This is a genomic window from Microbulbifer discodermiae (assembly GCF_040742695.1).
GTDB lineage: Bacteria > Pseudomonadota > Gammaproteobacteria > Pseudomonadales > Cellvibrionaceae > Microbulbifer.
Window position 1 is genome coordinate 105,516 of record NZ_JBFLAB010000005.1, and the last position, 24,704, is coordinate 130,219.

General features: G+C 56.7%; 25 protein-coding genes. 17 read left to right on the plus strand and 8 right to left on the minus strand.

The genetic code is table 11. The features are described from left to right. Positions 1-4 precede the first annotated feature (4 nt). The 8 genes from AB1S50_RS03240 to AB1S50_RS03275 all read left to right on the plus strand — a co-directional run bounded on the left by AB1S50_RS03240 (position 5) and on the right by AB1S50_RS03275 (position 7,163). Entirely contained in the window at positions 5-334 is a 330-nt protein-coding gene (locus tag AB1S50_RS03240; RefSeq protein ID WP_367148973.1) for a hypothetical protein, read from the plus strand. Then, positions 335-946 carry a phage adaptor protein gene (locus AB1S50_RS03245; RefSeq protein WP_367148975.1) on the plus strand — a complete coding sequence of 204 codons (612 nt, stop codon included), beginning with the start codon at positions 335-337 and terminating at the stop codon, positions 944-946. A gap of 109 nt (positions 947-1,055) precedes the next feature. Continuing rightward, positions 1,056-1,754, plus strand: coding sequence for a hypothetical protein (locus tag AB1S50_RS03250; protein WP_367148976.1), 699 nt, complete (start codon positions 1,056-1,058; stop codon positions 1,752-1,754). Continuing rightward, positions 1,751-3,286, plus strand: a complete 1,536-nt coding sequence (locus AB1S50_RS03255) for a hypothetical protein (protein WP_367148977.1) — start codon at positions 1,751-1,753, stop codon at positions 3,284-3,286. The genes AB1S50_RS03250 and AB1S50_RS03255 overlap by 4 nt, the downstream gene beginning before the upstream one ends. Further along, positions 3,283-5,274: a hypothetical protein gene (locus AB1S50_RS03260; protein WP_367148979.1), complete on the plus strand. Its 1,992-nt coding sequence runs from the start codon at positions 3,283-3,285 to the stop codon at positions 5,272-5,274. Before AB1S50_RS03255 ends, AB1S50_RS03260 begins: the two co-directional genes overlap by 4 nt. Positions 5,275-5,283: 9 nt before the next feature. Beyond that, positions 5,284-5,667, plus strand: a complete 384-nt coding sequence (locus tag AB1S50_RS03265) for a hypothetical protein (protein WP_367148980.1) — start codon at positions 5,284-5,286, stop codon at positions 5,665-5,667. A gap of 29 nt (positions 5,668-5,696) precedes the next feature. Continuing rightward, positions 5,697-6,209, plus strand: coding sequence for a hypothetical protein (locus AB1S50_RS03270; RefSeq protein ID WP_367148982.1), 513 nt, complete (start codon positions 5,697-5,699; stop codon positions 6,207-6,209). A 9-nt stretch (positions 6,210-6,218) separates the two neighbouring features. Further along, positions 6,219-7,163 (plus strand): hypothetical protein, encoded by a 945-nt coding sequence (locus AB1S50_RS03275; protein WP_367148984.1) that lies wholly within the window; start codon positions 6,219-6,221, stop codon positions 7,161-7,163. A gap of 518 nt (positions 7,164-7,681) precedes the next feature. Here AB1S50_RS03275 and AB1S50_RS03280 read toward each other — a convergent pair. Beyond that, entirely contained in the window at positions 7,682-8,023 is a 342-nt protein-coding gene (locus AB1S50_RS03280; protein ID WP_367148985.1) for a hypothetical protein, read from the minus strand. Between the two features lie 65 nt (positions 8,024-8,088). Here AB1S50_RS03280 and AB1S50_RS03285 point away from each other — a divergent pair, with 65 nt between their 5' ends. From AB1S50_RS03285 to AB1S50_RS03305, 5 genes are all read left to right on the plus strand, one after another. Next, a complete protein-coding gene (locus AB1S50_RS03285) occupies positions 8,089-9,111 on the plus strand; it encodes a hypothetical protein (RefSeq protein ID WP_367148986.1) in 1,023 nt (340 codons plus the stop codon). Continuing rightward, positions 9,111-11,288 (plus strand): hypothetical protein, encoded by a 2,178-nt coding sequence (locus tag AB1S50_RS03290; RefSeq protein ID WP_367148987.1) that lies wholly within the window; start codon positions 9,111-9,113, stop codon positions 11,286-11,288. Before AB1S50_RS03285 ends, AB1S50_RS03290 begins: the two co-directional genes overlap by 1 nt. Positions 11,289-11,586: 298 nt before the next feature. Then, entirely contained in the window at positions 11,587-14,442 is a 2,856-nt protein-coding gene (locus tag AB1S50_RS03295) for an RHS repeat-associated core domain-containing protein (protein ID WP_367148988.1), read from the plus strand. Further along, entirely contained in the window at positions 14,442-14,618 is a 177-nt protein-coding gene (locus AB1S50_RS03300) for a hypothetical protein (protein WP_367148989.1), read from the plus strand. The genes AB1S50_RS03295 and AB1S50_RS03300 overlap by 1 nt, the downstream gene beginning before the upstream one ends. A 161-nt stretch (positions 14,619-14,779) precedes the next feature. Continuing rightward, positions 14,780-15,058 (plus strand): hypothetical protein, encoded by a 279-nt coding sequence (locus tag AB1S50_RS03305; RefSeq protein WP_367148990.1) that lies wholly within the window; start codon positions 14,780-14,782, stop codon positions 15,056-15,058. A gap of 149 nt (positions 15,059-15,207) precedes the next feature. Here AB1S50_RS03305 and AB1S50_RS03310 read toward each other — a convergent pair whose 3' ends face one another. From AB1S50_RS03310 to AB1S50_RS03325, 4 genes are all read right to left on the minus strand, one after another. Continuing rightward, on the minus strand, positions 15,208-16,008 hold the full coding sequence (locus AB1S50_RS03310; protein ID WP_367148991.1) for a tyrosine-type recombinase/integrase: 801 nt from the start codon (positions 16,006-16,008) through the stop codon (positions 15,208-15,210). A 372-nt stretch (positions 16,009-16,380) separates the two neighbouring features. Beyond that, positions 16,381-16,878: a protein-export chaperone SecB gene (gene secB / locus AB1S50_RS03315; RefSeq protein WP_367148993.1), complete on the minus strand. Its 498-nt coding sequence runs from the start codon at positions 16,876-16,878 to the stop codon at positions 16,381-16,383. A 138-nt stretch (positions 16,879-17,016) separates the two neighbouring features. Continuing rightward, positions 17,017-17,277 carry a glutaredoxin 3 gene (gene grxC / locus AB1S50_RS03320; RefSeq protein WP_367148994.1) on the minus strand — a complete coding sequence of 87 codons (261 nt, stop codon included), beginning with the start codon at positions 17,275-17,277 and terminating at the stop codon, positions 17,017-17,019. Between the two features lie 22 nt (positions 17,278-17,299). Beyond that, positions 17,300-17,710, minus strand: coding sequence for a rhodanese-like domain-containing protein (locus AB1S50_RS03325; RefSeq protein WP_367148995.1), 411 nt, complete (start codon positions 17,708-17,710; stop codon positions 17,300-17,302). A 199-nt stretch (positions 17,711-17,909) separates the two neighbouring features. On the opposite strand from AB1S50_RS03325, the gene gpmI reads away from it, so the two are divergent. The 4 genes from gpmI (at position 17,910) to AB1S50_RS03345 (ending at position 22,456) form a co-directional block, all read left to right on the plus strand. Then, entirely contained in the window at positions 17,910-19,460 is a 1,551-nt protein-coding gene (gene gpmI / locus AB1S50_RS03330; RefSeq protein ID WP_367148996.1) for a 2,3-bisphosphoglycerate-independent phosphoglycerate mutase, read from the plus strand. Beyond that, complete coding sequence (locus AB1S50_RS03335; RefSeq protein ID WP_367148998.1) at positions 19,448-20,599, plus strand: murein hydrolase activator EnvC family protein; 1,152 nt, start codon at positions 19,448-19,450, stop codon at positions 20,597-20,599. The genes gpmI and AB1S50_RS03335 overlap by 13 nt, the downstream gene beginning before the upstream one ends. Before the next feature lie 157 nt (positions 20,600-20,756). After that, positions 20,757-22,109 carry a S41 family peptidase gene (locus AB1S50_RS03340; RefSeq protein WP_367148999.1) on the plus strand — a complete coding sequence of 451 codons (1,353 nt, stop codon included), beginning with the start codon at positions 20,757-20,759 and terminating at the stop codon, positions 22,107-22,109. 95 nt (positions 22,110-22,204) lie between these two features. Further along, on the plus strand, positions 22,205-22,456 hold the full coding sequence (locus tag AB1S50_RS03345) for a DUF6316 family protein (RefSeq protein WP_367149000.1): 252 nt from the start codon (positions 22,205-22,207) through the stop codon (positions 22,454-22,456). 33 nt (positions 22,457-22,489) lie between these two features. Here the strand turns inward: AB1S50_RS03345 and hisF are convergent, their stop codons facing one another. Genes hisF through hisH form a run of 3 tightly spaced genes read right to left on the minus strand, consistent with a single transcriptional unit; the run spans position 22,490 to position 24,702 of the window. Further along, on the minus strand, positions 22,490-23,269 hold the full coding sequence (hisF, locus tag AB1S50_RS03350; RefSeq protein WP_367149001.1) for an imidazole glycerol phosphate synthase subunit HisF: 780 nt from the start codon (positions 23,267-23,269) through the stop codon (positions 22,490-22,492). 2 nt (positions 23,270-23,271) lie between these two features. Beyond that, positions 23,272-24,003 carry a 1-(5-phosphoribosyl)-5-[(5-phosphoribosylamino)methylideneamino]imidazole-4-carboxamide isomerase gene (hisA, locus tag AB1S50_RS03355; protein WP_367149002.1) on the minus strand — a complete coding sequence of 244 codons (732 nt, stop codon included), beginning with the start codon at positions 24,001-24,003 and terminating at the stop codon, positions 23,272-23,274. A gap of 54 nt (positions 24,004-24,057) precedes the next feature. Further along, complete coding sequence (hisH, locus tag AB1S50_RS03360) at positions 24,058-24,702, minus strand: imidazole glycerol phosphate synthase subunit HisH (RefSeq protein WP_367149003.1); 645 nt, start codon at positions 24,700-24,702, stop codon at positions 24,058-24,060. Positions 24,703-24,704: the final 2 nt, after the last annotated feature.

A 24,704-nucleotide genomic window follows, 5' to 3' on the forward strand; every position in this document is an offset into this window, starting at 1 on the left:
GATGATGACTAGAACCGTAGAAGACTTCCGTGTCGAGGATGGCAAGGTCTATCAGGTGCGTCGGGACGATGATGCCGCCTTTCGCACCATGATGGAAAACTGCCGGCACCAGGTTGAAGCAGGTGCGGTTGATGGCGAATACCGTCGCACACGTTTTCGTATCCCTAATACTGTGCAGATGGAAATCTGGAAGAAACACGGCAGGGACATGGATGCGGCCAGCTACGGGAAAATGTCTCCGGCCATGCAACGCAGATTTGACCGGATCATCCATAGCGAATATCCCCAGTGTGTTGTGGGGGGATGGTCCCAAAAATACTTCCAGGGGGCCTAAATGGCGATTTCCAACTATAGGGAACTGCAGCAAGCCGTTGCGGACTGGATAAGTCGCAGTGATGACGATGAGATCCTGACGCGGGTGCCCGACTTTATCCGGTTGGGTGAAGCGCGTCTCTTTCGCGAATTGCGTATTGCCGAAAACTCCAGTATCGCTGTGACGGATCGCCTCGCGATTGATGGTGACGAGTGGGCGCTTCCCGTCGGTTACAGGCAGGCGAGGCGGTTCTACATCAACGGTTTACCGCTAACCAGGCTCACGGACGTACAGTTCTTTAGTAAACCAGCCAAGGTCGGCATGCCAACCAGCTTTATTCGCTATGGCGATACGCTGAAGGTATGGCCGGTTCCCGATGCGGATTATCGATGGATGCTTTCGTATTGGCGGAGTTTCGAGTTGTCCACCACCGAGACCTCGAATGCAGTGTTAAGCGTTGCGCCTGACGCCTACCTGTTTGGTGCTCTGGTGGCTGCCGAGCCATTCCTTGAGAACGATCAACGGATAAGTTTGTGGGAATCACAATTTGCCAACGCTATCGAAATGCTCAACGACGCGGCCAGTACGGAAGAGATTTCCGGTTCCGCGTCCATATCGAGCGCGGCCTACTAAAAACTGAGAGCGGCCCATGGCTTTAGAAAACGCTACGAACATTTCTGAACTGGTGGCGACAAACCCGGTTCGAGGGGACGCCGCCGGCACGGCCGATGACCATGTGCGGATGATTAAAGCTGCGCTCAAAAGCAGTTTTGGCGGTTTCACTGGTACCGAGAATGTCACCTTGTCAGAGGAGAGGGTCAACGCCCTGCCGGCAGGTGTGTCTGCCGTCAGTACCGCTCTTGGTGTGGCGATCCTGCCTCATCTGGAGCAAAAGGGGTCTATCAAGCCCTGGCTCACCAGCTACGCACCCATTCCCGAAGGCTGGCAATTGGCGGATGGTACCAATGATACGCCCGATCTGCGCGGTCGGGCCGTTATCGGTGCGGACACCACATACGAAGAGGGCAGCAATTACGGTAGTGCCACTGCCGACACCAGCGAGGCAGGTGACCACAACCACGACGGGAAGACTGAAGGACATACGTTAACCATCGAGGAGATACCGGAACACGGCCACGGCGCGGGTGGTCAACGGGTGCTCGCCTATCCTGGCAATGAGGGCTCGAACTTCGGTCCTGACTATGACCCTTCCGACAAAGATGGCGAGACCCTCACCATTCGAAGCGAGGGTGGCGGAAAGCCCCATGCACACGGGATTCCCGATAGTGGGAAACACAAGCACCAAGTCAGCACTATTCCGCCTAGCATGGCGCTGAGTTGGATCATTAAGACCTCCGAAGTGACCTCTGAATCGATTGGCACAGCGATTGCTGACGCCATGATCGAGGCCAGCTTGAGTGACGCGGATCCGGACGAATGACGTTGATACCAGTGCGGCAACTCGGCGAGCGTGGCGTCAATGCGGACTCGCCTGCCTATGAATTGCAAATAAACGAATTCAGCCAGGCGCAAAACGTGCGCTTTTCCAATGGCGCTGCGCAGACCATGCCGGCTCCTGTCTCTATTGAATCCCTGGCGGATGTACCGGTATGGGGCACCGGTTGGATCGCCAATGAGACCCCACAGCTCGCCTATGCCAGTGCAAGCCGGCTCTACTTCCGTGAGAACGAATCCTTTGTCGATCGTACAGGCGCCGCTTTTACCGATGGGGGTTATACGGGAAGTGATTGGCATTCCACCACCTGGGGTGAGTCCGTTATTTTCAACAACGGCGTGGATGTACCACAGATCAAGGGCCCCAATGATATAGCGTTTATCGACCTGCCCAATTGGCCCTCGGACCTGCGAGCCGACTGTGTGCGGCCGTATAAGAATTTTCTGATCGCGTTGGGGGTCATAGAGGGCGGAGTGGAATACCCCAATACTGTGCGCTGGAGTGATGAGGCTGAGCCGGGCGCTGTACCTGAGACGTGGGACGTTGCCGATACATCCAATCTGGCGGGCGCCAATCCGATTGATTCCGGGGCGAGTAAGCTGGTCGACTGCCTTCCAATGGGCTCCGCCAACATCGTCTACAGCCGTGATGCCACCTATTTGATGCAGCTGGTGGGTGGGGAGTATGTGTTTTCCTTCGAAACTATTTTCGATCAAGGGATACTCTGTCGCGATGCCGTGGCGGCGTTTGACCGGCAGCACTTTGTGGTGGGCGCCACAGAGATTTTCGTACATGACGGCCTTTCCATAAGGCCCATGGCGCACCGTCGCGTCAACCGGACCTTTTACGGTGAGCTTGGTCAACGCGAGTCCGTACGCTGTGTCACCAACCATAAAACCAAAGAGATCTGGACCATCTACAGCACCAACGCCGAGGGTCCGGCGAATCGGGCGCTGGTGTACAACTGGCTGGATGATACCTTCACCTTTTGCGACCTGCCCAAAGTACATTGCGCATTCTTTGCGGCCAAAGCCGGCGAGGTCATTACGTTTGATGATCTGGATGCGATGGGTGTCTCCTTTTCAGACCTCAACCTGACCTTTGGCGAGCTGACCGACACCTCCTATTTCCCGGTGATGTATTACCTCACTGACACGGACCTCATGGAAACGGACTTTCTGGCGACGGGTGATGCCACCCAATCGGTGTACCTGGAGCGCTCGGGTATCGATCTCGATCAAGTATTGCCACAAGCGGCGGGTAGATTGAAAAGCCTGCGCCGCATTATTCCGCAGTTTAGTGGTGTAGGGCAGGTGAAGATCACAGTGGGCGGCGCCAAGACCGCCACGGGTCCAGTGCGCTGGAAAAACCCCAAGGTCTTCGACGTTGCGAGCGGCCTGGACCTGCACTTTCGTATAAAGGCGCGTTATCTGGCCATCAAGGTGGAGTCTGTGAGCGGTGGTTTCTGGCGGCTGACCGGCTGGGATCTTGATTTAATGCCGGCGGATGGGCGATGAGTTATAGGACGGGGCCGGGTGTCCCGCGTTCCCTGGCTGAACTCTGGCAGTTTATTCGCCGCGAATTCATGTCCATCGAGCGTTTGTACACCCGTGTCGAGAAAGAGACGAAGGATGCCCAAGGTGATGCGGATGATGCGCGCACGCGGGCTGACAACGCTGCACAGGCAGCCGCTACCGCCCAGACTGACGCCGAGGAGGCTCTCGAAGATCTCGATAACATCGCTGCGGATGGCCAGCTTCACCCTGCAGAGAAACTAACTGCGAATCGGGAATACAATGAAATTATTGCAGAGCAATCCGGTATTGAGAGCCAGGCCGAGACTTTGGGCATATCAACCGAAAAAGCCAATTACAGCAGTGCAATTTCTGCGCTCACCAGCTATCTGCAGGGCCTGACGCCAACGTGGAATGCAACCAATAGCACCACGAGTATTGGTCGCAGCTCCTGGAACGGAAAATGGCAGGAGGTTTATAGCCGCCGACAAATCCTGCTCAACAAAATCGACCAGATTGCCGGCTCCCTGGCGGATTGGGGGAAAGTCTACGGTCCTGGCAAGCCGGAAGACGGTGCCACTGTGGGCGCCACGGCAAGTGAGCGACAGCTGATCGGCTCTATGCGCAATACATTTCTGGAGGATTTTTCACCGACCAGTGATTGGAGGAATGTGTGGATAGACTCGGCCGGCGCAGGTGGGTCTATCTCCCAATACAATGCGGGCAGCTCTAAGGTTGGCGGTGGCGCAGCCAGATTAGGCAGCGACTCCGCCAACACTGCGTTGATACGCATTTGCCCGCCGCTCGATCAGCGGGTGCCGTTCGACCCGGATAAGCTCTATCGGATTGAATTTCGCATTTACAACTACAGCACTGGCGACACTTCCCGACGGTTTTACCTTGGTTTAAACGGCTTCAACTACGAAGGACGGTTGTGCGGCAAAAGTGGTTCGCTGGACAGCTATAGCGGCCAGCATTATATCGCCGCCTACAGCCAAGTGGCCGCCAGTCATCTGTACTGGAAAACCTTTGTGGCCTATTTTAAGGGCAACGCAGCGGGTAATGCGGAATACAGCAATACACTCGGTGGCAACCATATCGGCAGTCCCGCCAAGCTGCAGAAGGATGTGCGATTTTTTCAGCCGATGATCTGGCACAACTACCAGGGCAACGGCGGCCGTATGCTGGTGGATTACGTCAAGGTGGATGTGGTGGAAGTTCAGGACCAGCGCAATCTGCCGCTGATCCAGTCCGGCATCGCCAGCCTGCCCACCAGCTCCGCGCTTTCCGCCGTCGATGCCGGCAGCACCGCCAGAATTAATATTGCTGCCCATAACGTGCAGTTTGATTTTGGTCTGGTCAGTTACAACGCCGGCAGTATTAGCGGGTTGTCGTTCAGCCGGAAATACTATGTCTACTGCGATGACCCAGGCACCAAAGGTGGGGCCGTCACTTATAAAGCCACCAGGAACTTTCATACGCTTGCCGCCCACACCTGGCGTCGCCAGGTGGGCACTATCACCACACCCGCTAATGGCGGCGGCAGCACCACACCGCCGGACCCCTGGTGCGTTGCTGCAGGCATGTGGTTGCGGGATGACCTAAAAGCGGACCACTGTAGCGTGGACGATCTGATCGGCTGCTGGGATACTGGACAGCCGGATATTCATCAGGGCGCTATTCAATCCGTGAAACCCCAGGATGCCGTGCCCTGTGTTCAACTTACCACCAGCAGTGGTGCCCGGGTCATCTGCAGCCGGGAAACTCCAGTCACCGACCGGGAGGGCATCGTCTACGAAGCCCAGAATGCCAAAGGTGTCCTGCTGGGCGTGTTGCACCAAGACCAGCCACTGACCTGGGAAACCGTTACCCATGTCCAATGCGCAGGTCTGCGCACCGTGTACAAGATCAGTGTGGGCGGTATCAGCTATGCAGCTGGCATCGATCCCCAACACCGGGTGATTACCCACAACCAACCGCACAAGCCATAGGAAACAGACATGCCAAGCTTTTCCCCTTTGGATACGGTGCCCGGACTGGAATCCTGGCAATTTGCCTATGTGATCGATGATGGCCACTCCGCCGGCACCATCCTGCGGGCCTCAGTGACACAAACCAACGAGATGGCCAACAGCGAATCCCCCGCGACAGCAGTACTAAAGTGCACCATTGCGGTCATAGACGACCAAAACAACGTGCAGGCCGACGCGGCCGGCGATCAGATGGATCGAATCTATGTGACCACTAAAACCTTGCAGACTGACGGAGGCGAAATACAGGTCGCCAATGAAGTCAGCGACCTGGTGTCCAGCTGTATTGTCGATGTGTGCAATCGCCTAGCAGTGCACCAGTCGATCGCGACAATGGGAATACCGGGTGCCTGAAGGCCATTAGAAAGTCGGAATGACTGATTATGATCAATTACAGTTACAACCCCTATTTACCTGACTGGGAAGTTGAGCAGGCGGAGCTACTGCCTTTGCTGGAGCAGTCCGGGCAACAGAACGGTGGCCTAAACCCGATGCAGGGCTGGAATATGTACCAGCAATTTGCGGGTGGCGAATCTGTGGCGGGAAGCTCAGTCGGGAGTGGCTCGAGCTGGATGGCTTCAATGGGGCCTTGGGCAGCATTGGCGGCAATCATTGCCATTAACGAGAATCATGCCCAAAAGAATGGCTACAGGGACGAGAAAACCAGTGACTACGCACTTGATCTAATCGACGGCAAAGTGTTTGAGCAGGACGCGCATCAACGCTGGGCGCCAGCACTGGACAAGTTGGACGGGAAGCTCGGCACCAATACCGGCGATACCATGCGCATGGTGGGGGATCTGGCTACATTTGATTTTTCCAACGCTGGAAAATCGTTTGAGGATTCTCTTAAAAAGGATCCACTGGTCAAGGGGATACTGAGTCTCTTTTCATAGGGTGACATTATGAGTTTTCTGGACAGTCTTTTTGGTGGCAATGGCGAGAGTAAAAGCCACACTTTCCTGGATGGGGATCAGCTTCCCTACCTGCAGGATATATGGGGCCAGGCTCAACAACTATACAATTCCGGGCAGTCGCCGGTAGCGGATCTATCGCCTCAGATGCAGCAGTACATTCAGGCGGCGATGGGTTTTGGCAATACAGCCCAGGGATATGGCAACCAGATGGCGGATATGGCTGGTGGATTCGGGAATACCGCCAACGCCATGCAGGATTATTTGAGCCAGGTGATGGGGAATGGGGGGTTCAACGCCCCTATGCAGAACGGTGTGAATATGAACACCGTGAACTCACTGATCGATAACGACCTGCTGGATTCGCAAATCACCGCCAGTACCCGGGATATATATCGTGGTCTGAATGAACAGCAGTTGCCGGGTATTGCCTCCAGTGCCGTGAGTAGCGGTAATGCTGGTTCCAGTCGCAGAGGAGTTGCCGAGGCCATCGCACAGCGGGGAGCGGATGATCGCGCCTCTGATGTCGCCGCCGGTATTCGCTCCAATGCCTACAACCAGGCGGTGAACGTCGCGGCAAACCAAGCAGCCGGCAACCAGAATGCCGCGCTCAATACCAACAGCCTCAACGCCAATGTGGCTGGCAACAGCTTGAGCACAGCCGGCAACCTTTACAACAACAGTATGGGCAATGCCTTTAACTTTGGTTATGGCGGTATCAACGCGATGGGGCAGGGTGGGAATGCGATGCAGAACTATATGCAGCAGGTCGCGATGGCACCTTGGCAAAAGCTCCAGCTCTACCAGGGCGCAATCGGTAATCCGATACTGCTGAGCCAGTCAACCCAGGCCCAGAATGGTTCACCATTGGGGGCGCTGGGTGGGTTTATGAGTGGTTTCGGAGATATGTGGACGGCATTTAACCCCTCCGGTTAATTTCGGCTGCTTTTAGTGGAGCTGCAACGACCACTTTCTGAAGCTCTAACGACTCGCTCGGTGGTATCTACGATAAATTTTCGACTGCAAGTTGATGAAGTGCCCTTCCAAAGTGAAGTGTTTTCATACTCCACCATTCTGCGACCATCGCTGAGCGAGAAAGTCGAAGTGGGTGTACCATAGCGCATCACAACATCGTCAAGGCTGGCACCCTGCCAACTGTTAATATTAGCTTGTGAAGCACATCCCGTTAGCAGGAAAAAGGCCAGAATTCCACAAATGCGCATAATGCTCTCCAAGTAGTGAGTGTGGACCCTAGCAGGCTGTTGAAATTCGCAGAATTTCGACAGACTGGTACCGGAATATGGATGTTCCGGCAAAATCGATGACGCCTAAGTCGTTGATTTTGGTAGAAAAGTGAAAATCACATTTTTCGCTTTTCGTGTTTTGAAACAGGCAGGATGCCTTTTTCAACAACCTGCTAGTGTTTATTTGTTGGTTGATTATTCAAAATTCTATTAATTCCTTGCTTCAATCAGCCGATTGCAGCCCCCGATATTTCCTTTTGCTTTGCCGGATTTGACACGATTATCACTACCAATGATGAACCAAAGCTTGCATTGATAAGTGCCACCTCCGGTGACGTGGGTGCCAACTGAATCGTTATAAGAGCTGACTGGGGCATTGCGATAGTGGGAAAACTCTACAAGGCGCTCGCCATTACTAAGATTTGTTGTGGCAGACGGGGCCCCATAATTGGCGACCAACTCGCCGAACGTAGCGCCCTGCCAGCTATCAATGTCAGCTTGTGAAGCGCATCCAGCCACTGCCAACGAAAAAAGAATTGCTATTACCCGCATACAGTCCCCCTTTTTTTGGGGATTCAAGCAAATACCATTTTTCTGGTCAATCAACAGGTTGAATTATGCGACCAATATTAACGATTGGGGAGCCACGCGGCGCCCTGGACTCACTTTTTGTTGGGGCGAAACAGTCACCGCTGATAGATCCAAATGACCCCTATGCGATGGCTATGGATGATTCCAATCAGCGAGCGATCGAGGCCGAGGACCGCATCGCCAAGTTGAAAGGTGACAAGTTAGGCGGTATTGGGCGAATGCTATCGGCCATGAGCGCCGGTTACCATGGACGCGATCCTTCACGGGTGTTTGCCGCGCACAATGCCCGTCTCGACCAGCTGCAGGCAATCGCCGACCGGAACCGCCAGCGGGCCGGTGATCTGAACCTGCAAAAGGTCATGCAAGAACAGAAAGCCATGGCGGCCGAAGTAGAGGTGCCTGCAGCTGTACGAGAGTATCAATACTGGAAAGCCTTGCCGCCTGAAGAGCAGGAGAAGTATCTGACATTGCGCCGCGATACCATCGAGCGTATGGGCAACCAGCTCTACAATACCGCCGGCGGAAAGCCCGTTGAAATGCTCAGCGATGAACAGCTGCAGCAAATCCTCAGAGACAGGGCAAACACCAAGGCTGCGGAAGTCACAGCGGGTGAAGAAGCCAGGAATCAAGCCAATAGGGAAGACTTAGCTAAAACCAATCGCACTGCATTCAGCGCCTATCAGGCCGCTGTGGATGGACTGTCAAAGGGTCTCGAAGGCACTACCACCAACCCCATCGCCGGACGCTTTCCAGCGTTTAGCGCCGGAGCGCAGATTGCCGATGGCGCTATCTCGGCCATGGCGCCCATCTTGAAATCACTATTCCGCGAGTCTGGCGAAGGCACCTTTACTGACAAGGATCAGGAGTTGCTGATTGAAATGCTTCCCACCCGAAAAGATCATCCAGAAGCACGTCGGGCCAAAATTGAAATGGTTGATAGCATCGTGCGGGCCAAGCTGGGTATAGACCGTGCTGATATTCAGCGCGATGCCTTTGAGGCACAGGCTGATACTAGAAACACTAACTCCGACCCACTGGGGATTCGCTGATGGCTTTGACGTTGACAGAAATTCGCCAACAGTATCCGGAATACGCGGATATGAGTGACGAGGTGCTGGCCCACAGGCTGCATCAAGCATACTACTCCGATATGGCGTTCAACGATTTTGCCAACAAAATAGGCTTGGAAGTTTCGGCCCCGACGGTAAGGCAACAACCGGGCAGGGCGGCGTGGTTGCTCGACAATCTGGCTGGTGAAGCCGAAGTGGCCGCGACCCTGGGCTCCTCTATAGCTGCAGAGCCGTTGTCCGGCCTGGCCGGTATTGCTGCATCCTTGAATCCCTTTGGCGACCCCGGAGATGGTGCCAGAGCGGTTCAATGGACACGGGATGCACTCACCTATCAGCCGCGCACCGAGGTGGGTCGAGGCAAGCTGGAATCCGTGGCTGGTGTACTGGAGCCCTTTGGTGAGGCGCTGGCCTCTGTAGAAGAAGGGCTAGGTGATGCCGCCTATGATGCAACCGGTAGTCCCGCCATAGCCGCTGCGGCCACCACCGTGCCGACTGCTGCCCTGGAGGTGCTAGGGGTTGGATTGGGCAAGGGGTTCATTAAAGTGAAAAGGGCCACCCCAGATACGGTGCACAATGAGTTGCAGCAGCTGGGCATAAATACTGAACACTTGAGCGATGCGGACCTCCAGCGGATTGCCGAACAGCTGAACAAAAGCGGTGACTTCTCTGGCGACAGTTTAATCAATGCTGTTGAGCAAAAACATGCCACCCGCGATTGGGTGCCGCGCACCCGTGCAGAACAGCAGGGCATCGAGACCAACGATTTCAGCCTGTGGCGTATGCAGAATGAGGGTGCCGCTGGCAAGTACGGCACCGAAGCTGAACGCGCTGTAAATGATTTTACCGATATGCGGGAACGTCAGCTCGGCAAGGTGGTACAGAACCAGATGGATAACCTCGGCCCGACCCAAGGCGGCAACTCACTGGCGGCCATGAGCAATCAGCTGCATGAGGGCATTCTATCCAAGGTGCAGGCATCCAGGCAGGCCAAAACCGACGCTTACAATCGCGTGGACGAGATCGCCGCAGAGCGAGGTCCTATGATGGCTGAGCCCCATGTAATGCAAGAGGGGCTGAATGCGGCCTATCAGGGCTTTAACGGCAAGATCAAGCTGGCAAGTGAGGTGGAGACCCCCAAAGCCTATGGACTCTTTCAAGAGCTGACCAAAGCAATGCGCGGAGAGCGCACCTCGGACCTGCCTGGTGCATTGGCCCCGGTTGGCAACCGCATGGATAGCCTGGACAACTTCGAGAGCCTGCGCCGCCGTATCAGTGCTGCCGAACGCTCAGCAGATCCGGGCTCAGCTGATCAGGCACTGTTAGGGCAAGTGCGCCGCCAATATGACAGTTGGCTCGATAGCGCAGTAGAGAGTGGCAAATTCTTCGGCGATGCTGAGCAGCTGGTTGCCCTGAAAGAGGCCCGCAAACTCAACCGGGAGTATATGCAGATCATCAAGGGCACCCACAAGGACGGCAAGCCCACCGCGCGCACGCGTATCATAAATGATGTGGTCAACGGCCGCAGCTCACCCGAGGAAGTCGTCAGCAAAATTCTCGGCAGTAGTGGCACCAAGCAGGGTGCTCAGGTGGTGAAAGATTTTAAACGACTGTTTGGCGTGAATTCACCGGAATTTGGCGCATTGCGGCAAGCCGCGTTTATGAACATTTTTGGCAAGGCGATCAAGGTGGCCGAGGACGGCTCTCTGAGACTATCCAAAGGTAACTACATCAACAGCCTATCGAATCAGCTAAAAAACAACGAAAGTAACCTCCGGGCCCTCTTTGGTGGGGACGAGATCCATCGCTGGAACAAATTTGCGGGCGAACTCAAGCACTTGCAGGAAGATGTGCGGAAAAAGAACTTTAGCGGCACCGCTTACCACTTGAATGGCGTACTCCGAGATATAAGTAGCAAGCTCGATTTGATCACTGCGCGTCTGGTGAGCAAAGCCGCCGATGGCACGGCGGAAGCCTGGAACTGGCGCAAGCTTCGCAAGCACGGGCTCGCGGAAGGCGATTTCACGGTATCCAACGACACAGCGGCTCTGCTCGGCGTTCTGCTGGGAGGTGGCGTCACAACCGAAAGTGCCAATCCCGTGCTATTGCTGTCAGAGGATGAAGAGACTCGTAATCAGGGTGCCTTGGCTGGAATTTAGAGGCAATAGAGGAAAGCTACTTTTAATCCGAGCACGATCACCAGATATTGCGCTTGAGAGCAGCACTAGGTGTGATGCGGGTCACCTTGGGGGCGTGATTTAGCTCACCTTGTGTGTGGCTGTAATGACGTGTAATTGACATCGGGTGGCGGCTTGGGTGAACTCCTTTTTAAAAATAAGGGGGGAGAATGGGAGCATTTCTTCACCGAGATTAAGAGCAAGACATTTAGCGGCTTTTTGTGATCGCTGCACGCTAATGGTCGTTCACTAATTACAACAAGAATTCCAAGGAATCCATATGCGTTTTACCCAATCCGTGCTCGCGGGGGCGCTGAGCCTGCTGGTGGCCCATGGCACCAGCGCGGCCGTCACACAAAAGAACTGGTCCTATACCTACACCGCAGCGGGCAAGATGGAGACCGCCAACGGCCCGCGCACCGATGTCACCGACATCACCACCTACGGCTATGACGCCAACAACCGCCGTATCAGCACCACCAATGCCCTGGGGCAGGTGGAGTCGGTGCTCGAATACGATGCCGCCGGTCGTCGCCTGAAAGTACAGGATGTTAACGGCCTGCAGACCCACTACACCTATACCCCGCGCGGCTGGCTGAAAACCGCCACCGTCAAAGCGGCTTCCGGCGATCAGCTCACCACCTACACCTACGACGCCGTGGGCCAGGTCACCAATATCGCCTACCCGGACGGCTCCGACATCAGTTTCGAGTACGATGACGCCCGCCGTCTCACCGCGGTGGAGAATGCCCTGGGCGAGCGGATGGAATACACATTGGACGCCGCCGGCAATGTATTGCAGGAAAAAGTGTTTGCCGCCGACGGCACCACCCTGGTGCGCTCCGTCAGCCGCAGCTACGATGAGCTGAGCCGCCTGATTGATGTGGATGGCAACAACGGCCAGAACACCTCCATCGCCTACGACAAGAACGGCGACCGTACCTCCACCACCGACGGCAACCAGAACACCACCGGAGAGACCCGGGATGCTCTGGGCCGGGTCAAGACTGTCACTGACGCGGACACCAATCAGATCCAGTACACCTACGACACTGCCGACCGTATCACCTCGGTTACCGACCAGCGTGGCAACACCACCAGCTATGAGTACGACTTCCTCGGTAATCTCACCAAACTCACCAGCCCCGATACCGGTATTACCAGCTACGACCACGACCCGGCCGGCAACCTCATCACCCGCACCGACGCGCGCGGTATCGTGGCCAATTACAGCTACGATGCCCTCAACCGCCTCACCGCCATCACCTATCCCGGCAGCACCGCCGAGAACGCGGCTTTTAGTTACGACAATACCGATAACAACAACAAGGGTGTGGGCCGCCTGACCGGCTTCAGCAACGACGCCGGCGCTACCGCCCTGATTTATGACGACCTGGGCCGTATCACCCGGCAGGACGACACCATCGCCAGCTGGAGCTTCAGCACCCAGTACAGTTATGACACATTGGGTCGTGTCACCAGCATCACCTATCCCTCCGGCCGTATTGTCAGCTACAGCCGCGACACCTTAGGCCGTATCAGCGCCATAACCAGTCAGGACAATGCCCAGGCCACGGTCCAGACCCTGGTCAGCAATATTCAGTACCAGCCCTATGGCGGCATAGCCTCCATGGACTATGGCAACGGCATCACCCAGAGCTATAGCTACGACCTGGATGGCCGGCTGGAAACCGTCACCGCCAGTGGCATCGGCAATGTCCGCTCCGACTTCTACACCTATGACTTGGCCAACAACATCACCGGCATCGCCGACAGCCTGGATACCAATAAAGACAGGGCCTTTGTCTACGACAATCTGAACCGCCTCACCGGCGAAGGCTATATCGCCGGCCAGAGCGACTACCAGTACGATGCGGTGGGCAACCGCACCCAAAAGGATGCCACCGATACCGGCGGTACCCTGAGCACCACAACCTACAGCCACGAAGCCAGCTCCAACCGCCTCACCCAAAGGGATACCCAGCCCTGGGTAACCGATGCCGCTGGCAACACCACCAGTATCGACGGAGGACAACAGCAGTACAGCTACAATCACGCCAACCGGCTCAAAACCTATACCGAAAACAGCACACTTCAGGGTACCTATTACTACAACGCCATCGGCCAGCGGGTACGCACCGACAAAGCTGAAGACAGTTTGTTGCACTACAACCTCAGCGGCCAGTATTTGGGCGAGACCAGATACGCCGGCAACGGCACCGACACCCAGCGCCGGATTGACTATATTTACCTGGACACCATGCCGGTCGCACAGGTCGAGGTTACATACAACAATGGCCAGGTACAGGGCGCCAACCTAACCTATCTGCACACCGATCACCTCAACACTCCGCGTATCGGTACCAACAGCAGCGAAGCCATTGTCTGGCGCTGGGACAGCGATGCCTTCGGGCGGTTGACACCGGATACCGATCCGGACAACGATACCAATCCGACCACGGTCAACCTGCGTTTTCCGGGGCAGATCAAGGGAGAGGAAGCTCCGCACTATTACAATTACTTTAGGGACTATGATCCGACGATCGGTAGGTACCTGCAGAGTGATCCGTTGGGAATCTATGATGGGCCTAATACCTACCTTTATTCCTATGCCAACCCACTAATTTATACTGATCCCTATGGGCTCTTTTCTCTTGATCCTCTTTGGGCAACAATTGGCTTTGCTACTGGTGGATGGAGCCCAGACCACTCAACTGTGAATTTTGTTGCTGGATTAGGAAATGGACTAAGTTTTGGACTTGCCGGAGTTGCAAACCGGGCATTAGGACAGGACGTTGATTACTGTTCACCCGAATACAGATATGGAGGCTACGCAGCACTGGCTGCTGGCGCTGGAAGAATAGCTTACGCAGGTATAGCAAAAATTGGTTCGAAACTCGCTCCTTCTTCTGCATCCGCAGTTAGCTTCCGTCAAGGATTAAAAGTAACGATGAGGGGAGGCTTGTTTCCTAATTTCAGACGAAAAACCTATCAACAGTTATTAGCATCTGGAAAGAATAGTGAAGCTATACGTGCTTCTGCTGGAAGGACAAATAAGTTTGTGAATACAGTTGGAGCGCAAGCAGCTGTAGGAGGTGCTATCACTACGCTTCAAGTAATTTGTGGGTGTCAATAATGAGCAAAATTATAGATCTTAAGAGTAGCCTAGTTTTTATCGTTGTAACGTTGAGCTTAGGGCTTATATTGAGCTTATTAAGCAATCTAGGGTTTTTTTCTTCATGTGCTATTGTAGGTGGTGCTATTTTATTTAATGGTTTAGTCATTGCTGTTTTGGAAGATAAGAATGAATAGTGGAAGTCGGACTAAAAGACGCTGAGAATCCTATATACTTTGATGCCAGCGGCACCAACAGTAGCGAAGCCATTGTCTGGCGCTGGGGCAGCGATGCCTTCAGGCGGTTGACATAGGATGCCGATTCAAAGAGCGACACCAAAATATGAGATGTTTTCGGGTTGAAAATCAGTGTTTCAAAAGACTATGGAATAGTTATTAGGAAAGCCGCCCTAAGAGAAAAGGAGGTTGAAACCTCAAAAGTTCTTGAGGTTATGGAAACAACTGAGCCACTTGGGGAGAGTGATGAGCTGCTGTCATTTGGCCCCCATTTTGGCGGTGAAGCCTCTTACGAGCTTTCAAAAAGGTTGGACTCCCTTGGATTGACTCGTAAACGGGATTATTTTGTATTCTACGGTGACTTTCCAGACTGGGTTGGCTTTTACGTGTGCGAGAAGTAGGTCGATATTAAAACTTCTGAACAAGCGAGAGTGTTCGAAATCTTATGCCAGCTGGCTAGCTTCCTAGGTTGATGTATTTCTTCATGCGAAGCGGATGCTTGCACTATTGGAGTGGAGCCTATTTCGCATCAGGTCAGCTGGGGCACTCTCTAATCCAGACGGGAAGCAATTTCTGTGGCGGTTGCATTGTAGTAGATCATCAGTGAGCGTGGATCTCGATGCCCCACCATTCGTGCCAAGTCGAGCACGTCTAGCTTGCGTGCCAAGCGTGTCAGTGCTTCATGTCGGGTATCGTGGAATCTCAAGTCATCAATCTCAGTATTTTTCCGAGCCTGCCAAAACAGCGTGCTTGCCATATCCCGCCCAACCTTCAAAAATGCTCCGGGACTCTCCTCTACCATACGAAATAGCTCTACTGCTCGTCGAGACAGCGGTATATGCCTCTTATCTCCATTTTTCGATGTTTGTACGGTGACATAGCGGCCCTGCAAATTCAGATCATTCTGGGTTAGTGCCAGTATCTCCCCTAGGCGCATCGCTGTCTCCAAGGCTACCAGAAATGCCCATGCAACCTCCTGACGGCTTGTTTGAGGCGCCCCCTCCCGCCAATCCAAAGCTACACAGATTCGGGCTATCTCCTGCTCGCTGATACGGCGATCACGTGGGCGTGGGTTACGCGGACGTTCCAACCCCTGAATTGGGTGATGATCAAGGAGATGCCATTCCCGTAATGCATAACGGCATACAGCACCTAATAAGTTGATTTCCCGATTTACAGATGCGGGAGATATAGAGTTGAGGCGCCGATCACGAAAATCCGCAAAGTGCTGAGTTCTGAGGTCGGATAACAATATTTGAGAGATGGGATCCTCTAAAAGTTGTTTGAGCCTACCAACCTCCCGTCGAGCACCAGCCCTCCCGGGAGATACTGACTTAGCGAAGCGCTCCATAATGTCGCCAAAAGTCCCTGCACGGGGCTTACCATACACTTCTTGCCGTATTTGGTATTCTGTGTCTTGAGCCCACTCTTGCGCCTGTCTTTTAGAGTCAAAGGTTGCGCTAACTGAATGTCCGCGCAATCTAACCTGAGCGCGCCACGTCTTCCCTCTTCGAGCAAATGTCGCCACTAATTCCACCCGCTGGTGCAAATCTGGTGCAATATTTTGCCTCTAACTGCATCAATCTGACAACAGCTGGCAATAACGAAGATTTAAAAATTCATTGAAATCAATGATTTGATGCAGGGAGGGAGCTGTAGAGGCTGGCTGGGGATTTCATTCAAAGGCCCCGATGGGGCCTTCCTGTGCGACGACCTGAGCGAATTACGCCTCGGTCGACTCCGCCTGATCTGCCGATTGCTGCTGCGACTGGGCAAGGGCAGCAGCAAAAAGAGCGTCGAAATTGATCGGCGGCAACATCAAAGCCGGGAAGGAGCCCTTGATCACCGCATTGTCCACCACCTCGCGGGCATAGGGAAACAGGATCTGGGGGCAGGCGGTATTCAACGCCTGAGCCAGCTGCTGACCCTCCAGGCCCTTGACGGTAAACAGGCCGGCCTGCTTTACCTCTACCAGAAAAGCAGTCTCTTCCTCGAGCTTTACAGTGATGGTGAGAGTCAAAACCACTTCGTACAGATCTTCATCGATCTTGGCGGTCTGAGTATTCAGCTCCTGACCCACCTGGGGTTTCCACTGCTTCTTGAATACTTCTACGCCCATCGGGGTTTCGAAGGAGAGGTCTTTCAAATAGATGCGCTGCATCGCGAACTGCACGCCTGGACCCTCAGCCTGTGGCGCGGCACCGTTCTTTTCTTCAGCCATGTTACTGCCTGTCGTTGGTAATCAATGGTTTATTTCCGTCTTCCCTGAGAAAGACTCCCTGTATGAGCCTTTCAAATGGGGCCTCTGAATACCGTTTCAAGGCCTGGGTTGATATTTGGCGCCAATTTGCCGCGGAATTCAGGCCCGAGACTGCAGCAGTTTGTCCAGCTGTCCACTGTGCTCCGCCGCCATTAACTCGTCACAGCCGCCCACATGATGGTCTCCCACCCAGATCTGTGGCACAGTGCTGCGGCCCGCCTTAGCGGCCATCTCTGCGCGCAAACGCGGGTCGCCATCCACCGGAATCTCTTTGTAGTCCACGCCTTTACTGTTCAACAGGCGCTTGGCGCGAAGACAGAAGAAGCAGAAACGGGTGGTGTAGATAACAACGGGTTGCATTAACTTCAGCTCTCAATTGCGGTCAGCTCTTGACCAGTGGCAGATTCTGCGTGGACCACTCCGTCATGCCACCCTGCAGCCGGCGCACGCTAAATCCCTCACGTTTCAGGACGCGCCCCACCGCACCCGCGTGCTGGCCCATTTTGTCCGCCACTATCAGCGGCTTGTCCTTCATGGACGCCAGCTCATTTAGGCGTCCGGCCACCTCCCCGTGGGGAATGTGCAGCGCGTCGACAATATGGCCCGCGTCATAGTCACCGCGGTCGCGCACATCGAGCACCCGTGCGCCCTGGCTGTTGATCAGGCGTGTCACCTCGTGCACCGAAGCGGGAATACCGGCGTTGCGGCGCTCATTCAGCGCAAAGGCATAAAGGAGTATCACCAGCAGGCTGACCAGCAGCCACTGCTCGCTTATAAAGACGAAAAAATCCACTCGGCCCCCAGTTTCGTCAGTGTCTTTTGTTGTCCCCCGGACACTTGCGCAGTTCAGGAGAGGGCGGGAGTATACACTACTGTGGCGAATTCTTAACCAATGAATCTTTGGGTCCGGCGCCACTACACCTGACCAACGGCGGTCAAACAGGTTAAAATCCGCGTCCCCATACTGAGTCAGCCATTGGGAAACTCCACGCATGACAGCCGCCCAGTCCCCACCCAAACACCCGCTGGTCCTGTTGATCCTGGACGGCTTCGGCCACAGTGACAATTCTCAGCACAACGCCATTCACTCGGCGCTGTCCCCCGTGTGGGACGAAATCTGGGCAACCCGGCCCAGGACCCTGATTCAGACCTCCGGCCTGGCGGTGGGGCTGCCCCAGGGCCAGATGGGCAACTCCGAAGTGGGGCACATGACCCTGGGCGCCGGACGCGTGGTCTATCAAAATTTCACCCGCATCAATAAGGCCATCGGCAGTGGCGACTTCTTCCGCAATCCTGCCTACACCGCCGCGGTGGACAAGGCCATTCTCAACAACGGTGCTGTGCATATCATGGGACTGCTGTCCGAAGGTGGTGTGCACAGTCACGAGGACCATATCGTCGCCATGATCACCCTGGCCGCCCAGCGGGGCGCCAGAGCGATTTACCTGCACGCTTTCTTGGACGGGCGCGATACCCCGCCCCGCAGTGCCGAAGCCTCCATCGCGCGTCTGACACAGGTGTGCGATTCGTTAGGGATCGCCCGCATCGCGAGTCTGGCGGGGCGCTATTACGCCATGGATCGCGACCAGCGCTGGGACCGCACCCAGGCTGTCTATGACCTGCTCACCCGGGGCAGCGCCGCGCACCATGCGGAGGATGCGCTGGCCGGCCTGGCAGCGGCCTATGAGCGGGGCGAAAACGATGAATTTGTCGCGCCGACCCTGGTGGGGGCAGCGGCGCCAGTGGCCGATGGCGACAGCTTGATCTTCATGAATTTCCGCCCGGATCGCGCCCGCCAGCTCACCCGGGCCTTTACCCAACCGGATTTCCAGGGCTTCGAGCGCGCCGCTGAGCCCAAGCTGGCGGATTTCGTGATGACCACCGAGTACGCCGCCAACATCCAGGCCAGCTGCGCCTTCCCGCCACAGGCATTGGCCAACTCCCTGGGGGAGTATCTGGCTCAGCTGGGTAAGACGCAGCTGCGCATCGCGGAAACGGAAAAATATGCCCATGTGACCTTTTTCTTCAGCGGCGGTCGCGAAGCCCCTTACAGCGGCGAAACCCGCGAACTGATCAAGTCCCCCGACGTGGCCACCTATGACCTGCAACCGGAAATGAGCGCGCCGGAAGTCACCGACAAGCTGGTGGCGGCGCTGGAGGCGGGGGCCTTTGATGTGATCATCTGCAATTACGCCAACGGTGACATGGTCGGTCACACTGGCGTCTTTGAGGCGGCGGTGAAGGCGGTTGAAACTCTGGATCACTGTGTCGAACGGGTCGTGAGCGCGGCCCTCGCCGCTGGCGGAGAGGTATTGATTACCGCCGATCACGGCAATGTGGAAGAGATGTATGATGCGGCCTCCGGCCAGGTCAGCACCCAGCACTCCACGCTGCCGGTGCCCCTTGTCTATATAGGCCAGCGCAAACTCACCCTGCGCGACGGCGGCAGCCTGGCGGATGTGGCCCCCACCATGCTGGCACTGATGGACCTGCCCCAGCCCGGGGAAATGACTGGCCGGAGCCTGGTGCAATGGGAAAGATGAAACAGCTACTGCGCAGGCTTCCGTACGCGCTGCTGGCCCTGCTGCTGGCGGCGCCGGCCCAGTTTGTGCAAGCCCAGACCGAACAGGAACGCCTGGACGAGGTTAAACAGCGCATCGAGGCTTTGCAGCAGGAACTCCGACAGGTAAAAAATGAGCGCGACCAACTGCTAGAGGATCTGGAGACCAGTGAAAAGGATATCTCCGACCTGTTGCAGCGCATCGACAGGATCAAACGCGACACCCGCAGCCGCAACGACAGGCTGCAGCAGCTGGAGCTGGAGCGACAGCAGCTGGAGCAGTCCCGGCGAAGTATGCAGCGGCGGGTCGAACAGGAAGTCGCCGCCGCTTACCGACTCGGCAAACAGGAGCAGATCAAACTGCTCCTGAACCAGCAGGACCCTCAACACATCGCCCGCCAACTCCGCTACCACCAATACTTCCTCCAAGAACGCAGCCGCGTCATCGACGACTATCTCGATACACTCAGTGAACTGCGAACCCTCAGTCGCACTATTGAGGGGGAGCGCGACGCCCTGGCGCAAGAGCAGCGGCAATTGGAAATCCGCGAACAGCAGCTGCGCCGGGCGCGCAGCAAGCGTCAGGACGCCCTCGCTCAACTGACACTGCGCCTGGCCGACAAGAACAATGCGCTGCAGAAGCTGCAGGGGGACCGAAACCGCCTGCAAAAACTTGTGGATCAGGTGGGCCGCGCTATCGCCAGCCTGATCGATCCCGACCACCAGCAGCCCTTCGCCAGGCAGCGGGGCCGCATGGACTGGCCCAGCAAGGGCCGGCGGGCCAATGCCTTCGGCCAGCGCCGCGCCAACGGCATCACCTGGACCGGTATTACCATCCGCGCCAGCGAGGGAACACCGGTGCGCGCCATCCACCGGGGCCGCGTGGTATTTGCCGATTATCTGCGCGGCCAGGGCATGCTGATCATCCTCGACCACGGCGATGGCTATTTGAGCCTCTATGGTCACAATCAGTCGCTCAGCCGCAGTCTCGGTGAGTGGGTGGAGACCGGAGACACTATCGCGCGCGCGGGCAATACGGGCGGCCTGAGCGATAGCGGTGTCTATTTCGAAATCCGCCATGACGGCCAGCCTCAGGACCCCACCATCTGGTGCCGAAGCTGACCCGGAGCCCCGCCGTACAGCCCCCTCCCCGCCAGCCGGCAATACCGCCGCACCATCCCAAGTTGGTAGAATGGCATGTCAAGTTGGAAACTTAGCTTCTTTCCCAGGTCTACACTTTGGCGAAGAAGCGAACAAATAAGGCCGAGGTCTAACCGTTATGCCAACTCCCAAGACGCTGGCCGCCGTCATCGGCGCAGCTGCCCTCACCGCGCTGCCGCTGATTGGTCTTAGCGAAGGGGATGCCCCAGCCAAACAGCCACCACCAGCAGAGACCCGACTGCCCCTGGAGGATCTGCGCAGTTTCGCCAAGGTGTTCGAACAGATCCGGCAGGGCTATATCGAGGAAGTGGACGACAGCACCCTGCTGGAGTACGCCATCAAAGGTATGCTGCAGGGTCTAGACCCTCACTCCGCCTATCTGGACCGCGAATCTTTCGACGATCTGCAGGCAAATACCACCGGCGAATTCGCCGGCCTGGGTATCGAGGTGGGTATTGAGAACGAGCATGTCACCGTCGTCACCCCCATGGACGACACACCGGCCGCCCGCGCCGGCCTGAAATCCGGCGACATCATCCTGCGCCTGGCCGGCAAGTCCATGCGCGGTGTCAGCCTGGAAGAGGCCGTGGAACGCATGCGCGGACCCATCGGCAGCAGTGTGACCCTCACCATAGCCCGCAAAGGCTACAAGGAGCCCTTCCAGGTCACCATCAAACGCGACAAAGTGCGCGTACCCAGTGTGCGCGGTGAATTCCTCGAGGACGGCTACGGCTATCTTCGCATCAGCCAGTTCCAGGTCGACTCCGGCCGCGACCTGGCTCGGGCACTCAAAAAGCTACGCGACGAGCGCGAGCTGAAGGGCCTGATCCTCGACCTGCGCAACAACCCCGGCGGAGTGCTGCAGGCCTCGGTGGAAGTGGCCGATGCCTTCCTGGAAGAGGGCCTGGTGGTGTACACCAAAGGCCGCAACGACTCCTCCAATCTGCGCTACTCGGCGGAGCCCGGCGATCTCAGCGACGGCACACCCCTGGTGGTGCTGATCAACGGCGGCTCCGCTTCGGCGGCGGAAATTGTCGCCGGCGCCCTGCAGGATCACCGCCGCGCTGTGGTGATGGGCACCGACAGTTTTGGCAAAGGCTCAGTGCAAACGGTGATTCCCATCAGCCGGGACCGCGCCATCAAACTGACCACCGCCCTCTACTACACCCCCAATGGCCGGTCCATTCAGGCCCAGGGAATCAACCCCGATATCGAGGTGGAACGGGTCAAGGTCACCCGGCTGCCATCGGACTCCCGCACCACCGAGGCGGACCTGGCCGGGCACCTGGACAATGGCAACGGCGGTGCCGAGCGCAACGCCGAGGACCGCGCTCGCGAAAAGGCCCAACGGGAGGACTGGTACGGGCGCGACAACCAGATATTCGAGGCACTCAACGTGCTGAAAGGGCTCAATCTCTACGCCCAACGCGATCGCCTGGAGCGCGAACGGGTCGCCCGTTTGGGCCAGTGATACAACCCCCACGGGCGGGAAACTGCCGGGGTCGAGAATAACCAACAGGGAATCCGCGCGGGCCATGTCCGCACCCAATTCCACGGAAGGTGTCAATGCAACGCTACCGCAACGGCGAAGAGGGGCAACCCATTCCGCCCCGCTCGGATCGTTTCTACAAGGTTGGGGATGACTGGTACTTTCAGGTCCGCGGCGGCCGCTGTTTCGGACCCTACCCCTGTCGCAGTGAAGCCGAACAGGCGCTGACCACCCTCTTTGATCCCCGCGCAAAGGAAAACAATTCCAGTTCGGTGGTGCACCTGTTCGCCGGCCGGCACAGTAAAAACCCACACACGCAGAGCCGCTGAGACCGCTCCGCCTGTCTAGCGGGCTGTTGAAAACTACTTTTCCAACAGCCCGCTAAGTCGCATTTCAATACCCTGCGCCTGCATGTAGCGCTTGGCCTCGCCCACAGTGTATTCGCCAAAGTGAAAAATACTTGCCGCCAGCACCGCATCGGCACCGCCCTGCAAAACACCTTCCGCCAGATGCTCCAGATCGCCGACACCGCCGGACGCTATGACCGGGACCGCTACTGCATCACTCACCGCTCGTGTCAGTGCCAGGTCAAACCCGCTCCGGGTACCGTCGCGGTCCATACTGGTGAGCAGTATTTCCCCGGCACCCAGGTCCGCCATCTTCTGCGCCCATTGCACCGCATCGATACCGGTGGGTTTGCGGCCGCCGTGGGTAAAAATCTCCCAGCGCTCACCCGCCACCTGCTTGGCGTCAATTGCGACAACAATGCACTGGCTGCCGAAACGCTCTGCCGCCTCGCGCACCAGCTCTGGGTTTTTCACTGCCGCCGAATTGATTGCGGTTTTATCCGCGCCGGCATTCAGCAGGTTGCGGATATCCTGCAAGCTGCGTACACCCCCGCCGACGGTGAGGGGAATAAATACCTGCGACGCAATCCGTTCAACCGTGTGCAGCGTGGTATCGCGCCGCTCGTGGGTTGCCGTAATATCGAGAAAAGTGATTTCGTCCGCACCGGCCTGGTTGTATCGCGCGGCGATTTCCACCGGATCCCCCGCATCGCGAATACCGACAAAATTGACCCCCTTCACCACTCTGCCGGCGTCCACATCCAGGCAGGGAATGATGCGCTTCGCGAGACCCACGCTTATTTTCCCCACTCGTCGCACAGGCTCTGGGCCGCGCGCAGATTCAATTTGTCCTCATAAATCGCGCGGCCGGTGATTGCCCCGTAGATTTCCCCGGCCTCCAGCAGTTGTTTGATATCCCCCATACTGCTGACACCGCCCGATGCGATGACGGGTACCTGAACCGCACGCGCCATCGCCAGGGTCGCGGGGATATTGACCCCCTGCATCATGCCATCGCGGGCGATATCCGTGTAGACAATGGCACTGGTACCACAGTCGGCAAAGCGCCGCGCCAGCTCTGTCGCCTGCAGGCTGGACACCTCCGCCCAGCCCTCGGTGGCAACCAGGCCATCTTTGGCGTCCAGGCCGACAATAATATGGCCCTCGAACTCCCGACAGGCGTCCTTCACCAACTGCGGATCCTTCACCGCAGCGGTACCGATGATCACCCAGCTAACCCCGGCGTCGAGGTAATGTTCGATAGTGTGCAGATCGCGGATTCCACCACCGATCTGCACCGGCAACTGCGGAAATGCCCCGGCAATGGCGGTGACCACCTCGCCGTTGACCGGGTTGCCGGCGAAGGCGCCATCCAGGTCCACCAGATGGAGCCGGCGCGCCCCCTGCTCAACCCAGTGCCGGGCAGTGCCCAGGGGATCGTCGGAAAACACCGTAGCCTCTTCCATCTCCCCCTGTCGCAGGCGTACACACTGGCCGTTCTTAAGGTCTATCGCGGGAATAACTATCATCTTGAATCTTTATGGTTGACGGTAGAATAGGGTTGATCCGCTCGCTGCCGGCTATCAGACAGCGCCGTCCCAGTGGACGAAATTCTTCAGTAGCTGCAGGCCCACACCGGCACTTTTTTCCGGGTGAAACTGGGTGGTGAAAAGACTGCCCCGGGCCGCTGCCGCGGCCAGTTGGATACCATAGTCGGCCTGTCCCACCATCGCGCTGTTGCCCCCGGCCGGTACATAATAACTGTGTACGAAATAAAACCGGCTCTGGTCGTCGATACCCTGCCACAGAGGGTGGTCAACAACCTGGCGCACTCGGTTCCAGCCCATATGGGGCACCTTCAGACGCGCACCCTCCGAGCTCAGTCCGGTACCGAAAAACTTTACCGGCTGCGGAAAAATGCCGAGGCAGTCGACTCCATTATTCTCCTCGCTGTGGCGCATCATGATCTGCATACCCACACAGACCCCCAGAACAGGCAGACCGGCCTCGATCGCCGAGCGCAGCAGAGGCTCGAACCCCGCCTGCCGGAATCCCGTCATGCAAGCGCCGATGGAACCCACTCCCGGCACCAGCAGGCGGTCCACTCCAGCGGCCTGGTCCGGTCCTCCGGCCAACACCACCTCATCCTCCGGCGCGACCCGCTTCACAGCACTGACCACCGAGTGCAGGTTGCCCATACCGTAATCCAACACAGCAATCCTCTGCATGG

Excerpts from the sequence above, each read along its gene's own strand:
- AB1S50_RS03345 (WP_367149000.1), top strand. The coding sequence starts at position 22,205 with ATGCAACGCTACCGCAACGGCGAAGAGGGGCAACCCATTCCGCCCCGC.
- hisH (WP_367149003.1), bottom strand. The coding sequence starts at position 24,702 with ATGCAGAGGATTGCTGTGTTGGATTACGGTATGGGCAACCTGCACTCG.
- hisA (WP_367149002.1), bottom strand. The coding sequence starts at position 24,003 with ATGATAGTTATTCCCGCGATAGACCTTAAGAACGGCCAGTGTGTACGC.
- AB1S50_RS03240 (WP_367148973.1), top strand. The coding sequence starts at position 5 with ATGACTAGAACCGTAGAAGACTTCCGTGTCGAGGATGGCAAGGTCTAT.
- grxC (WP_367148994.1), bottom strand. The coding sequence starts at position 17,277 with ATGCAACCCGTTGTTATCTACACCACCCGTTTCTGCTTCTTCTGTCTT.
- secB (WP_367148993.1), bottom strand. The coding sequence starts at position 16,878 with ATGGCTGAAGAAAAGAACGGTGCCGCGCCACAGGCTGAGGGTCCAGGC.
- AB1S50_RS03300 (WP_367148989.1), top strand. The coding sequence starts at position 14,442 with ATGAGCAAAATTATAGATCTTAAGAGTAGCCTAGTTTTTATCGTTGTA.
- AB1S50_RS03260 (WP_367148979.1), top strand. The coding sequence starts at position 3,283 with ATGAGTTATAGGACGGGGCCGGGTGTCCCGCGTTCCCTGGCTGAACTC.
- AB1S50_RS03310 (WP_367148991.1), bottom strand. The coding sequence starts at position 16,008 with ATGGAGCGCTTCGCTAAGTCAGTATCTCCCGGGAGGGCTGGTGCTCGA.
- AB1S50_RS03335 (WP_367148998.1), top strand. The coding sequence starts at position 19,448 with ATGGGAAAGATGAAACAGCTACTGCGCAGGCTTCCGTACGCGCTGCTG.
- AB1S50_RS03270 (WP_367148982.1), top strand. The coding sequence starts at position 5,697 with ATGATCAATTACAGTTACAACCCCTATTTACCTGACTGGGAAGTTGAG.
- AB1S50_RS03295 (WP_367148988.1), top strand. The coding sequence starts at position 11,587 with ATGCGTTTTACCCAATCCGTGCTCGCGGGGGCGCTGAGCCTGCTGGTG.
- AB1S50_RS03245 (WP_367148975.1), top strand. The coding sequence starts at position 335 with ATGGCGATTTCCAACTATAGGGAACTGCAGCAAGCCGTTGCGGACTGG.
- AB1S50_RS03275 (WP_367148984.1), top strand. The coding sequence starts at position 6,219 with ATGAGTTTTCTGGACAGTCTTTTTGGTGGCAATGGCGAGAGTAAAAGC.
- AB1S50_RS03250 (WP_367148976.1), top strand. The coding sequence starts at position 1,056 with ATGATTAAAGCTGCGCTCAAAAGCAGTTTTGGCGGTTTCACTGGTACC.
- AB1S50_RS03280 (WP_367148985.1), bottom strand. The coding sequence starts at position 8,023 with ATGCGGGTAATAGCAATTCTTTTTTCGTTGGCAGTGGCTGGATGCGCT.
- AB1S50_RS03285 (WP_367148986.1), top strand. The coding sequence starts at position 8,089 with ATGCGACCAATATTAACGATTGGGGAGCCACGCGGCGCCCTGGACTCA.
- AB1S50_RS03340 (WP_367148999.1), top strand. The coding sequence starts at position 20,757 with ATGCCAACTCCCAAGACGCTGGCCGCCGTCATCGGCGCAGCTGCCCTC.
- AB1S50_RS03255 (WP_367148977.1), top strand. The coding sequence starts at position 1,751 with ATGACGTTGATACCAGTGCGGCAACTCGGCGAGCGTGGCGTCAATGCG.
- gpmI (WP_367148996.1), top strand. The coding sequence starts at position 17,910 with ATGACAGCCGCCCAGTCCCCACCCAAACACCCGCTGGTCCTGTTGATC.
- AB1S50_RS03265 (WP_367148980.1), top strand. The coding sequence starts at position 5,284 with ATGCCAAGCTTTTCCCCTTTGGATACGGTGCCCGGACTGGAATCCTGG.
- AB1S50_RS03290 (WP_367148987.1), top strand. The coding sequence starts at position 9,111 with ATGGCTTTGACGTTGACAGAAATTCGCCAACAGTATCCGGAATACGCG.